At 65.9% G+C, this 12,999-nt stretch carries 10 protein-coding genes; 7 read left to right on the top strand and 3 right to left on the bottom strand.

Annotated elements, in window-relative coordinates:
* Positions 1 to 355 precede the first annotated feature (355 nt).
* Together GPT33_RS12595 and GPT33_RS12600 are read left to right on the top strand one after the other, a co-directional pair.
* Complete coding sequence (locus GPT33_RS12595) at positions 356 to 1,351, top strand: HupU protein (protein WP_296809453.1); 996 nt, start codon at positions 356 to 358, stop codon at positions 1,349 to 1,351.
* Positions 1,352 to 1,566: 215 nt separating this feature from the next.
* The gene (locus GPT33_RS12600; protein WP_296809455.1) at positions 1,567 to 3,012 is read left to right on the top strand and encodes a nickel-dependent hydrogenase large subunit; all 1,446 of its coding nucleotides are present in this window, start codon (positions 1,567 to 1,569) and stop codon (positions 3,010 to 3,012) included.
* A 489-nt stretch (positions 3,013 to 3,501) separates the two neighbouring features.
* Here the strand turns inward: GPT33_RS12600 and parA are convergent, their stop codons facing one another.
* Positions 3,502 to 4,155, bottom strand: coding sequence for a ParA family partition ATPase (gene parA, locus GPT33_RS12605; protein ID WP_296809457.1), 654 nt, complete (start codon positions 4,153 to 4,155; stop codon positions 3,502 to 3,504).
* Positions 4,156 to 4,342: 187 nt separating this feature from the next.
* Between parA and GPT33_RS12610 the strand changes: the two genes are divergently transcribed.
* The 5 genes from GPT33_RS12610 to GPT33_RS12630 all read left to right on the top strand — a co-directional run bounded on the left by GPT33_RS12610 (position 4,343) and on the right by GPT33_RS12630 (position 10,225).
* Positions 4,343 to 4,453 carry a DUF29 family protein gene (locus GPT33_RS12610; RefSeq protein WP_296809459.1) on the top strand — a complete coding sequence of 37 codons (111 nt, stop codon included), beginning with the start codon at positions 4,343 to 4,345 and terminating at the stop codon, positions 4,451 to 4,453.
* Between the two features lie 4 nt (positions 4,454 to 4,457).
* Positions 4,458 to 7,943 carry a hypothetical protein gene (locus tag GPT33_RS12615; protein ID WP_296809461.1) on the top strand — a complete coding sequence of 1,162 codons (3,486 nt, stop codon included), beginning with the start codon at positions 4,458 to 4,460 and terminating at the stop codon, positions 7,941 to 7,943.
* 170 nt (positions 7,944 to 8,113) lie between these two features.
* Entirely contained in the window at positions 8,114 to 8,797 is a 684-nt protein-coding gene (locus tag GPT33_RS12620; RefSeq protein ID WP_296809463.1) for a cysteine peptidase family C39 domain-containing protein, read from the top strand.
* Positions 8,794 to 9,879: a hypothetical protein gene (locus GPT33_RS12625; protein WP_296809465.1), complete on the top strand. Its 1,086-nt coding sequence runs from the start codon at positions 8,794 to 8,796 to the stop codon at positions 9,877 to 9,879. Before GPT33_RS12620 ends, GPT33_RS12625 begins: the two co-directional genes overlap by 4 nt.
* 91 nt (positions 9,880 to 9,970) lie before the next feature.
* Positions 9,971 to 10,225, top strand: a complete 255-nt coding sequence (locus GPT33_RS12630) for a hypothetical protein (protein WP_296809467.1) — start codon at positions 9,971 to 9,973, stop codon at positions 10,223 to 10,225.
* A gap of 272 nt (positions 10,226 to 10,497) precedes the next feature.
* On the opposite strand, the gene GPT33_RS12635 is transcribed toward GPT33_RS12630, so the two are convergent.
* Positions 10,498 to 12,702, bottom strand: coding sequence for a ClcB-like voltage-gated chloride channel protein (locus GPT33_RS12635; RefSeq protein WP_296809470.1), 2,205 nt, complete (start codon positions 12,700 to 12,702; stop codon positions 10,498 to 10,500).
* Positions 12,699 to 12,999 (bottom strand): GNAT family protein (locus GPT33_RS12640; RefSeq protein WP_296809471.1); only part of this gene is annotated, 301 nt, incomplete at its 5' end. The genes GPT33_RS12640 and GPT33_RS12635, both read right to left, overlap by 4 nt.

Consider the following 12,999-nt stretch of genomic DNA (forward strand, 5'->3'; position numbering starts at 1 on the left):
TCCGCCTCGAGCTGCCGTTGAGCCTTGAGCCTAAACCGCGTCCGGAGCGACTTGCGTGATTTCCATTTTCCGTTTGGCTTTGGAGGTGTCATCGATCTCGGTGAGACGCGGTTTAAATGAACGGTTCAGCAACAAGTGAAACACTCGACCGGCGACTACCTTTGCTGCGGTTGTCGTTGTCGTTCTCGATGACGACAACGACAACGATTGGATTCGGTGCTCAACTTATTTCTGAGAGGTTACCGACCAAGATGCCCCTTAAAATCACACAACCGCGTCACCGCCAAGGCATCCTGAGTCCGCGGCGCGACGCAATCCCCTACGGCTTCATATGCGACACCGGACGCAGTTCACAATGAACCTGCTGTGGCTTCAATCCGGCGGATGCGGCGGCTGCACGCTCTCCCTGCTCGGCGCCGAGGCGCCGCACCTGTTCGAGACACTCGCCGGCGCCGGGATCCGGATCCTTTGGCATCCCTCTCTGAGTGAGGCGAGCGGCGGCGAGGTGCTCGACCTGCTCGCCCGCGTCGAGACGGGCGACGTAGCGCTGGACCTACTCTGCATCGAAGGCGCGCTCCTGCGTGGACCGAACGGCACGGGCGCCTTCCACCGTTTCGCCGGCACCCGGATACCCATGATCGACTGGGTGCGCCGTCTCGCCGCGCGCGCGCACTACTGCCTCGCGATCGGCACCTGCGCCGCCTTCGGCGGCGTCACCGCCGGCGGCTCGAACCCCACCGATGCCTGCGGACTCCAGTTCGAGGGCACCTACCCGGGCGGTCTGCTCGGCACCGACTATCGCTCCGGGGCCGGTCTTCCGGTGATCAATGTCGCCGGTTGTCCGACCCATCCCAACTGGGTGACCGAGACACTCATGGCGATCGCCTTGGAAGGACTGACGACCCAAGACCTGGATGCCTACGCCCGTCCCCGGATGTATGCCGACCAACTGGTCCACCACGGCTGCCCGCGCAACGAGTTCTACGAATACAAAGCAAGCGCCCGCGCGCCGTCGGATCTGGGTTGTCTCATGGAGCATCTGGGCTGTCTCGGTACGCAGGCCCATGCCGACTGCAACACCCGGCTCTGGAACGGCTCGGGCTCCTGCACGCGCGGCGGCTATGCCTGCATCAACTGCACCTCGCCCGAGTTCGAGGAGCCGGGCCATGCATTTGCTGAGACACCCAGCCTCGCCGGCATCCCGATCGGCCTGCCGACCGACATGCCCAAGGCCTGGTTCGTCGCACTCTCCTCGCTCGCCAAGGCCGCGACACCGGAGCGACTGCGCAAGAACGCGGTGTCGGACCATATCGCGGTGCCGCCGACGATCCGAACGACGAAGCTGCGGTGATCGGAAGTGCCGCCAGCCGCCGATTCTGCCGACACAAGACATATCTGCAAGTTGGATCCGACTCGACACTCATCCGCAAGGGAAACCAGCATGATGATCGAAACAAACGTTTTGGGTTTGCGGCCTTGCGACGCCCATGTCCCTAAGCCAACCAGCCGGCGGCCGGGGGCTGGGGGCCGGCGGCTGGAGGCTGGACGCGCTCGGCACTTCCCCGAATGACCAAACTCACCCTGGGTCCGTTCAACCGCGTCGAGGGCGACCTGGAGGTTCAGCTCGAGATCGCCGACGGGCACGTACGCGAGGCACGCGTCAACTCTCCCCTTTATCGCGGATTCGAGCAGATCCTTCAGGGCAAGGATCCGCGCGATACCCTGGTGATTGCGCCGCGAATCTGCGGGATCTGCTCGGTCTCTCAGTCCATGGCCGCGGCCTACGCGCTGGCGGACGCGGCCGGGGTGGTCATGGCGCCGAACGGCGAGCTGGCCACCAACCTGGTTCTCGCCTGCGAGAACCTGGCCGACCATCTGACGCATTTTTATCTGTTCTTCATGCCGGACTTCGCTCGCCCCGTCTATACGGACCGGCCTTGGTATGCGGACACCGAGACGCGCTTTCGCGCACTGAGCGGTACGGCCGCGGGCGAGGTCCTGCCGGCACGCGCACACTTCATGCACCTCATGGGTTTGCTCGCCGGCAAATGGCCGCACAGCCTGAGCCTACAGCCCGGCGGGACCGCCAAACCGGTCCAAGCACAGGAACGCATCCGACTGCTCGCCATCCTCGGTGCGTTCAGACGCTTTCTGGAGCGCGAGACCTTCGGAGATCCTTTGGAGACCGTCGTCGCACTGGACAACGCCCGCGCGCTCGACGCCTGGGCGGAGCGCGATCCGGGTCGAGGCGATCTGCGCCGCTTCCTGCAGATCGCGGATGACCTCGATCTGGGCGGTCTGGGGCGCGCGACCGACCGCTTCATGAGCTACGGGGCTTACCCGAGCGGAAACACCCGGCTTTTCCGATCCGGTCTCTGGGCCGACAAGGGTCCGCATCCGTTGAATCTTGCAACGATCGCCGAAGACTTGAGCCACAGCTGGATGGCCGGAGGAGGACCGCTGCATCCCGCAGACGGGGTCACCATCCCGGATGCCGAGAAGGTCGACGCCTACAGTTGGTGCAAGGCACCGCGACTCGCCGGCGAGGTGATCGAGGTCGGCGCACTGGCCCGTCAGCTCATCGACGGCCATCCGCTGATCCGCGACCTGGTGGCCGAATCCGGCGGGAATGTGCGGAACCGCGTCATCGCCCGCCTGCTCGAGCTGGCGCGCGTCTTGATCGCGATGGAGGACTGGATCAAGGCGATCGCACCGGGCGAGCCCTTCTGCGAGCAAACCGCGATCCCGGACGACGCGAGCGGCGTCGGGCTCGTCGAGGCGGCCCGCGGCAGCCTAGGTCACTGGCTCGCGATCCGCCGAGGTCGCATCCTCAACTATCAAATCATCGCCCCGACCACCTGGAATTTCTCGCCGCGCGATGCCGCGGGCGTTCCGGGCGCACTGGAGCAAGCCCTCGTCGGGGCCGCGGTCCGACCGGGCGAGACCACACCGGTTGCCGTACAACACATCGTGCGCTCCTTCGACCCCTGCATGGTCTGCACGGTCCACTGAACCGCGTCCGCCACTGAACCGCGTCAGGCGGTTCATGGATCGGCCCGTGTTGCGCCGAGCATCGCACCCACCCGATCACGACGGAGAGACGCGGTTCAGGATTTTTTTGCTTTTCGGGAGCCCGTCGTCGACCGCCGGAAATCGACGCGAAGCGGTGACACACTGGGACCGACGACTTGCAGCCGTCTTCTTCAATCCGGCCAAACCCTCCGACGAGTCTGATAAGCCCCCGCCAACTCTGCGGCGGCTGCCCCGGAAGCCGGACGTTTCCGCGCCACGGTCCGCGCGGCGGCGCCCGCCTCGGTCGACTTCGCACGCTGCGCCGGGGCCGATGCCGTCGCACCCGCCGACGCTTTGGCGCCTGCCGGCTGGCCTTCATCGGGCTGATCCGCCCCGCTCTTGGCCTTGCGGATGGAGTCAACCAGTCGGCGTTCCGTGCGCGTGCTGTTGGACGTGCTCTTGGGAGACGTTAGTTTGGGAGACGTTACCTTAGGAGACGTTCTCTTGGGAGGCGTTGTCATGGTCGAAGATCTCCGCGATCAGGTCGTTGATCTCGGTCGCCGCGGCAGCACCGCGACGGCCGGCTTGGAAGACGCTGCGCCCCTCGAGCACACAGAGACGATGGATGGAGCGGCGCTGCAAAGAGGTTCGGGCGACCGGCAGATCCAACTCCGCGACGGCCTCGGGCATCAGGCGCGAGAGGGTCGTGCGCGGCTCCATCTGGCTCATCACGATCAAGGCGCGCAGGCGCGGGTTCTCGGGGCGAATCTTTTCGATGATGCGGGCGAGATGACTCGTTGCCCAGAGGTCCATCGGCGAGGGTTGGAGCGGGATCAGCGCATGGTCGGCGAGGCGCAGCGCGTGCTCGGTCTGCGGTGCCTTGATGGACGGGGGACAATCGATGACGACATGGTCGTGGACATCGCGCAGGGCCTGAACCGTCTTCTCGAGCCCGAAGGCCGCGGCCACCACGGCGGGCAGCGCCATGTTCTCAGCTCCGATCAGGCGCCATTGATAGGCGGACTGCTGCGGATCGGCATCGACGATGACGACCGAACCCCGCCGCGCCAGACCCGCAGCGAGATTCAAGGACAAGGTGGTCTTGCCCGTGCCGCCCTTGTTGCCGACGACGGCGACGATCATCGGCCGGCCTTGAGTCGGAAATATTGCTGCGCGCAGGGGACAAGCGGCACGGGTTTCGTCAAGGTCTCGACCTCGGTCATCGGCGGACATTGGAGCTGAGTCAAGGCTAGGCGCTGTGATCGAGCGGCGTCAAGCGCAGAGACTGGTTTACACTTGGGTCTTGTCCCGATCTGCCGATGACCCGCCGATGTCGACACCACTTTACGAAAAGGATTTCTATCAATGGCTGGAGCACACCACCGACCTTGTGCGCGAGGGTCGCTTCGAGGAGATCGAGACCTTCTTTCCCGAGTCCTGATCGATTGTCGACATCAAAGGACCATCGCGTCGGTGCGCCCCGACCGACAAGACACCGGGCACTCCTCGTCTCGGCGATCCTCCTCGCACTGACCGCGGCACTGGCACTGTCGGTCCATCCCCTGCTGAACAGCCGTTGGTTTCAGGACCGTCTTTCCGAGCAGATCGGTCTGAGCATCGCCTGGGAGTCGGCACGCCTTCGCCCGAGCGGACAGCTCCGGCTCCGGGATTTGCGCATCGCACGCGACGACCCGAACTGGCCCGTCGCCCTCGCCCTGCATCAAGCGGCCGTGCAACTGAACCTGCGCGCGCTCCTGCACCGAGAGCTTCGGGTTCTGCGGCTCGACGCCGAGGGGATACGCTCGCTGCGCTTCGGGGATTACCGGCTCGAGGGCGACGGCGACCTGGCGATTGAAGGTGCCGGGTTACGCCGCGATCACATCGACATCGAGAGCCTGCGCTTCGACCTGGACAAGGCCAGCGTGCTGCGCGAAGACGCGGTCTTGTCGCGCGATCTGGCGATCGGTGCACGCCTGCAGCTTGCGCCGCTCACTCTCACCGAGCACCCGGGCGCGCAGATCCTGCGCTTCATCTCCGGCGATCTGACCCTCTCGGCGAAGGCCGATGCCTGGGACCTCTTCAACGATTATCTGCAAGAGATCCCCTGGTTGAGCCTGTCCGGGTATGGCGATCTCACGTCCGAAGTGTCAATCGATCGGGGCCACTTGGAACCCGGCAGCCGGCTGCGGCTCGACTCCCCGGCGCTCGGCGTCACGCTGAATCCCGGCGCGGAGTCGGGCGCGGACGCCAAAGGTGCACCACGGTCACTCGGCGACGGCACCCGCTACCGACTCGCCGGCGCCGGTCTCGTCGACCTCCTGGTCGTCTCCAACGCGGCAGGCCAATCCGAGACGGTCTTGAGCGTCGACCTCACCGACGTGAAGATGCGCGACCAAGGCAGAAACACGCAATTTCTCGACAGTCGACAATTTCGCCTGGAGTCTCGACTCGCCGGGGCCGACCTCCTCCAACCCCCGGACCTGCCCGAGCAGACCTCGCTCACCTGGACGTCGGCCGTCGTCCCGGACATCGCCGTCTTCTCGCGCTATCTCCCGCCGGGCAGCCCGGTGGCCGTGCACGGCGGGCTGGCCGGACTCGATGCTGTCCTCACGTGGGAGGACGGTCGGCTGCATGGCACGCTCGGCCTGCATGGCGACGACGTCCGCCTCACCCTGCTGGACACCGACGTCGAGGGCAAGCTCAACCTCGACCTGCGCATCAACGGCCTGAACCCGATCGATCAGACACTGGACCTCTCGGGCACCCGGCTGCACCTGGAGGCGATCGCCGGTGCACAAGCGCAGACGTCAGCCCCCTTGATCACCCGATTCAGCCTCGACGAGGCCAGGTTCAGGCTCACTCACCCCATCGCCGAGTTGCAGGCCATGAATCGCCTCCCGGACCCGCTCCCCATCGACGGGCGGCTCCTGCTCTCGGGCCAGGTCAACCACCTCGGCTTTTTCGACGCCTTTCTGGGTCACACCCTGGGTGGCCGCGGCATTCGTCTCGACGGCAGCGGCACCCTGGTGACAGAGCTGAACATCGTCGACAGCCAACCCGCCAGCGGCAGCCGTCTCACGGTCGAGGCAGGAGCGTTGAGCGCCCGCCTCCTGGACTTCGCGATCGGCGGGGTCGGCGCGCTCGATGCCCGGTGGCTGAACGGCGACGCGGGCGAAACGCTGGCGTTGGAGGCCCGCTTTACCGAGGCCAGTCTCCGGCACCGCGACGAGCCCCGGCCGCTGCTCGATTCGGCACGCATCGCACTGGCCATCGCAACACCCGCGCCATCCGGCCAAGCCTTGACCGATCTCTCGACCGATGCCGCCCGCGTGACCTTGCGCTGGGACGGCGCTCGGATGCCGGATGTCGACGTGCTCAACCGCTATCTTCCGGATCAGGCGCCCTTTCGGTTTCGCGGCGGCAGCGCGTTGAGCGACGGCGAGATCCGGCTGGGGCAACAGCACGGCGGCGGCAGGCTTGCGCTTACGGGCGAGGAGATCCGGGGCGAACTGTTCGAGACCTCGGTGGAAGGCCGGATCGGCCTCGATCTGGCGCTGCAAGACGTCAGCCTCGACGGCAAGACGCTCGACCTCTCCGGCACCCGCCTGGAACTGCAAGCCGGAGGAGACCCCCGAAACGAGCGACTGAGCAGCGTCCTGACGCTCCGGGAGGCCCGTTTCGCCGATTGGCTGGATGCCGAAAACAAGCCCAACCCGGCCATGCAAGGCAAGATCCTGCTCGACGGGCGGGTGACGCAGCTCGGATTTCTGGACAACTTTCTGCCGAAATCACACGGCGTGCGGGTTCGCGGCGAGGGACGGCTCGAGGCCGATCTGAGGCTCCGCCACGAGACCCTCGCGCCCGGCAGCCAGGTGCGCATCGACGCCGACCCGGTCCAGGTGGACTTTCTCGACTATCGCGCGAGCGGCAAGGGTCGGCTGAGCCTGAAGACAGACGGCACGGCCCGAGACCCGGGCGGTGAGCTGGATCTGACGCTGGCACGCGTCTCGCTGGGGCGTCAGGACGGCTCGGCGGACTACATCGAAGGCGAAGACTTCAGCCTCAACAGCCGCACGACCCGCCTGAGAGCCGCGACCGGGGCCGATCGCATCGACGACGTCCGCACCCGGATCGCCCTGCCCAAGGCGCAACTGAAGGATCTATCCGTCTACAACCGCTACCTTCCCAAAGATGCCGGGCTCGAGCTACTGGCGGGCAGCGCAGACCTAACGATGCTCTTCAACCTCGACGGACAACAGGCCGACGGCGAGATCAGCTTGCGCAGCGCCGATACACGGCTGCGCTTGGACGACCAACGCCTCGACGGCAACCTGACGCTGGATGCACGCCTGCGCAAGGGCGACATCGAGACCATGACCTTCGACGCCTCCGGCTCCGGTATTCGCCTCGACGGGGTCACGCTCAGCGCGCCGGACGGCAGCGAGGACGCCGATTGGTGGGCACAACTGCAGCTCGACGAGGCCCGCTTGGTCTGGGCCGAACCGCTTCGACTCGAATCCCGTGTGGTGCTCGGCATGCGCGACACCGGCCTGCTGGCTCGGCTCTTCATCGCGCAAGCGCGCGAGCGTGACTGGCTCGGCCGGCTCCTTACCGTGCCCGACGTCGAGGGCTCGGCCAGAGTCGAGTTTCGCGACGAGAGCATCCGCCTCTGGAACGCTCGACTCAGCGCCGGCAAGCTCGTCTTGTTCGCCGATCTGCTCATGCGCAACAAGCTTCTCAACGGCGAGCTCTCGGCCGTGGCCCAGCCGTTCAGCGTCTCGGTCAGCCTCACCGACGGCCAACCGAAGCTGCACCTTTTCCGTTCACCCGGCCTCCCGAATGCGGCTATCGAGAGCCCGCCCGCAAATCGGCAGACGATTCCAGCTTCCCAATGGCCCGCGTATCTCGAGGGCTTGGTCGGCCCGGACTAGCCCACGGGCGGATTCTTCGGTCATTGACAAGGCGTCGGGCCGGGCGCTAGCGTCGATTAGCTGCTGTCGTCACCGCCGACAACGGCGCGCGTTTTCCCGCAGGGGAGAACACCGTTTCACCGACAAGAGAGCGCGAAGGAGAACGAGATGGCCTCGATGGATTGGAACTCATGGGGCGCTTGGGGACCCTGGTGGTAAGCGAAGCCAGGTCCGGTAGGCGGGGCTCGCACCCGGCACTCGACTCGGACACCTATCCGGAACGCGCGCATAAGCGTCTGCGCCTGCCTGTTCGAATCGCCGTTCGGCATCTTCTTGCGAGCGTCAGCGTCGCGGCGCTCTGTGCGTCGGGCTCCTGCCTGCACGCCGAGGAGGCGCCGCCCTTCAGAAGCCTCAAGGAGATCCGCGAGCGCGGTGTCGTGATGCAGCAATGGGAGAGTAGCTGCGCCGCGGCGGCGGTCGCGACCGTGCTCACCTACGGCTTCAACGACCCGGTCAGCGAACGTCACGCCGCCACGCGCATGTTGGAGAAGACCGACCCACGCAGGGTCAAGGAACGGGGCGGTTTTTCATTACTGGATCTGAAGACATTCGTCGAGGATCGCGGCTACCGAGGCGACGCCTACAAGCATCTCGGGTTCGATGACCTCCGCGTCTTTCATGTCCCCATCGTCCCCATCGACCAGCACGGCTACAACCATTACGTGGTGTTCAACGGCGTGCAGGACGACCGGGTTTTGCTCGCCGACCCCGCCTTCGGCAACCGCACCGTCTCGCTCGAACGCTTCCGTGCCATGTGGATGGAGGGAATGGCCTTCGTCGTGACCCGCCAGACCCCGCCATCGGAGTTGCCATGACCAAGACTGCCCCCGTCGCCGTGCTGGTCGGTTGCGCGGCGTTGCTGCCGACCACCGCGTCGTCCCAAACGACAGGAGACGTCGCGGCCGGGCAAGCGCGGCAAGCGACCGTGCTCGAGACCGACAGCGTCGAATCCCTGCAACGCCAACTGGCGGCTCAAAAAGCCATCAACGCGCAACTGCGCGCGCGCGTGCAGGCCCTCGAACAAGAGCTGGCCTCGGGTCGGCAAGACGACGGTCCGCTGATCCTGGGCCTCGACGCCAGCGCCACCAAGCCACCCGTCGAACCGGACTCCGCCACCACCGCCATCGAAGAAGCCTTGGTCGGCAGGGGCCTGGTGTTGCTGCCCACCGGCACCTTCCGCCTCACCCCGCGCGCCGCTTTGGCGCACAGCGGCAGTGGCGAGGAGGCATTCGACTCCTATGCCTTATCCCTGAACCTCGAGGCCGGCCTACCCTGGGGCATGGCCACTTCGCTGCAACTGCCCTATATCCAACGCGACTACCCGGCAGGACGCAACGACGGCATCGGCGACCTGTCGCTCAGTCTCAGCAAACGACTGAACAGGGAAACCGCGATCTTGCCGTCTTTTGTCCTGCGACTCGATTATCGGCACGACAACGGCGACGACGCCTTCGCTGCCGTCCCGATCGGTTACGGGTTCCAGGCGGTGACCGCGACGCTCTCGGCGGTGAAACGCGTCGAGCCGCTGGCGCTGTACGGCAACCTTTCCTACAGCCATGCATGGCCGCAAACCACCACCTACCCGAGCGAGGATGCGGAGCGAACGATCGAGATCGAACCGGCCGACCTCTACGGGATCGGACTCGGCGTTTCGCTCGCCGCAACGCCCGACATCTCGCTGGCCGCCGAACTCGCGTTCGACTTCCAAGACGGCGACAGGATCGCGCCCACGAACGGCGATGCCTATCGCGGGACCTCCACCACGATCGGCTACATCGACTTGGGCGCCGATTTCGTCCTGCGCAAAAATCTGTTCCTGAATCTGTCCGCCGCCGCCGGCGTCACCGACGACGCCAACGATTTCATCTTTTCGATCGCCCTACCCTATCGGTTTTGAACCCGGGCCGGCCAGTCAGTGGGGCTTCATCGCGCGGGCGACGCCACGGCACCTTGGCAAACGAAAAAGCCCGCCTTAAGGCGGGCTTGACGTGCGTCCTTCAGATGACCGATCGGGTCGACTACCGGGTGCAATCCGGATCGCGGATCTGGAGCCGATCTCCGACGCCACCGCCGCTACCGTCACGGAGTCTCTGCTGCCCGGCACCTGCGACCACCTGATCCATTTCGGCGGCGGTCATTTGCACGGGAGCCTGGGGAGCGGTCTCTTCGGCGAAGGCAACGACGGAACTGAAAGCGAGCACGGCGGCGATTGCGAGGATGGATTTCATCTGAAACTCCAATAATTTAAATGACTTAAAGTTCGATTCCCATTCTCCGGGAAGCAGCTTCCGACGAGCAATTCTTCTTGCTGTCGAGCTTATATTAGCAATGCTTATGCCAAACAATTAATACCTTTTATTCAAAAACTTAACGTAAAAAAGTCGGACGCAAGCTCGACAACACCCGTGATGCTCGACGAGATTGTCGACGGGACATGGGTCGATTGCCGGCGACCGAGCGATCCGCGGACAGCACGCAGCAGAGCATGCACAGTCAAGCCTGCGGGGCCTTGTCGTCAGCGCGCAGCGTTCATCTCGCGCGGCAGCAGAGACTCGGCATACATCGGGGCCACATCCACATACCGCCGCACCGTGTAATGGGCCGTGACCACGGCGAGCATCAACGGCAGGACGATCTCGTAGTCCATCGTCATCTCGAAGACCATCAGGATCGACATCAACGGGGCATGCGTTGTCGCCGCGAGCATCGCCCCCATGCCGACCACCGCGTAGGCGCTCGGCGGTCCGGTGCCGAGGGGCAGGACGGCGTGGACCGCCGTGCCGAAGAGCACGCCGAGCAGCGCACCGACGAAGAGTGTCGGCGTGAAGGCCCCGCCGACCGCGCCCGAGCCATGCGTTGCCGCGGTCGCAATCATCTTCAGCACCATCACGGTCAACAGCGCCTGCCAGACCCAGGGCTCGTGGAGCACCGTGTTGACGACGCTGTAGCCGTTGCCCCAGACCGCGGGCTCGTACATCGAGATGGCCCCGACGATGAGCCCGCCGAGCGCCATTCGCCCGGACAGCGACATCGGCAACCTGGCGAAGGCCCGATGGGAATGCCCCAACAGACCCAGAAAGATCGGCGCCAGATGGCCCGCGACGATCCCCAGCAGCACATAGAGACCCAGCTCCCAGTCGCTCACCAAACTGAACGCAGGGATCTCGTAGATGGGCGCGTACCCCATGATGTCGTGGACGGTGACGCTTGCGATGACCGCGGCGACGATCAGCGGGCCGATGTGCTGGATCGCGATGGAGCCCAGCACGATCTCCGCGACGAACAGGGTCGCGGCGATCGGGGCGTTGTAAGCCGCAGCCAGACCCGCCGCCGCCCCGGCCGCCACCAGCAGACGCATGCGATCGCGCGGAAAGCGTGCGACCCGCCCGATGGTCGAGGCGACCATGGCGGAGAGCTGCACCATCGCCCCCTCCCGCCCGATGGAGCCACCCGAGGCCACCGTGACCAACGACGAGGCCGATTTCACCAGGCTCTGACGGACACTGATCCAGCCGTCGCCGACCGCAACCGCTTCCATATAATCGGTCGTCGTTCGCCCGCGCAGCCGCCCGCCGATCTGCTCCAGGATCAAGCCGGCCACCAAACCGCCGACCGCCGGCAGCAGCAGACGCTGCCAAGGCGGCAGACCCAGCGCCATGACGACCAAGCTGCCGCTGTGACCGACCAGCAGCCATTCCAGACCATGGATCCCCTCGCGAAACACCACCGTGACCAGCGCGCCGAGGAGTCCGGCCAGCGCCGCCAGCAGCAGAAAGACGAGATCGCCGTCCTTCAAGGCGAGCAGGAAAGGCAGACGGCGTGGCGGCAAGGCCGCTGCGTCGCCGGGCAGGCCGGCGCCCGCGACGGCCGCCGTGCCGGATTGGTCGAGCAGCGGCGCAGCAGCGCGCGGCCTGCGTCGGACCAGCGACATCGCCAGCAACCCCAGCACCAGCGGAATCAGAACCCAAAACGGCGCCAGCGGCCCCTCCGGCAAGTGCAACGGCGCCTCGACGGCGCGGGTGGACTCGGCAAGCGGCAATCGCGCCGATCCAGCCTGATCCGGCGGCTCGGCTCCGACAGGATCCGACGGGCAGGGGCAGGTGTCGTCGCCGGTTCGGCGGGGCTCGATCGAGGGCACCGGGCTTATCGTCGCCGTCGCAGGCGCTGGTTCCGGCGCCTGTGTCGGTTCCGGAACCGCTGGAGAGCGATCGGATCCAGTCGGTGAGTGCGAAGGCGACCGATCCGGCTCAGGGATCGCATCCCTCGGTGTCGCCACGTCCGGCTGTCCAGGGCCCTCCACGGGCGCGGTTGACGATGACTCCGGTACAGGCTGCTCGACAACCGCCGGACACACCAACGCCCGTGAGCTGCGGCGATGCTCCGCCCACTCGCGCGCCTGACGTTCGATGCTCCGCCGAGCCGCCGCCGCATCCAGCGCACCGATGCGCTCCGCAGACGGCACCCGCAGCACTGCACCGACACGCAAGACCCCGTTGACGTTGCACGCGGGCGAGAAGGCATCCGGGTTCGCCTCCAGCACGGCGATCATCACCTGATCGCGACTGAACCCCGCCTCGGCCGCTATCCGATCCGCGATCCCCCAGAGACTGTCGCCCGAACGGATCGAAACGACATCCTGTGCCGCCCCCGCCGGCAGCGCCGAGACGGCCAACCAGAGCGTCAACACCACGACCGACGCGCAGCGGACCCTGTCGGTCATTGCGAGGAACCGACGGTATCCGGCACCATCGAAAACATCCAGGCCGGAACCGAGGCCCCGCCGACGACCAGCCGGTTACGTGCCGACCCCTCGTAGAACGCACCCGCCTTGCGCGCAACGCCGGCACTCGACACATTTCCCTCGGCAACGACGATCTCGATCCGCATCAATCCCAGATCCGCAAAGCCGAACCTCGCCATCGTGCGCACGGCGTGTGTCGCAATCCCTTCCCGCTGCCGCGACGCGCGCACCCAGTAGCCCAAGTTGCAGAGCTTGTGCTCGAGGATGAAATGATTC

The organism is Thiocapsa sp. (assembly GCF_011390875.1).
In the GTDB taxonomy this organism is placed as follows: Bacteria; Pseudomonadota; Gammaproteobacteria; order Chromatiales; family Chromatiaceae; genus Thiocapsa.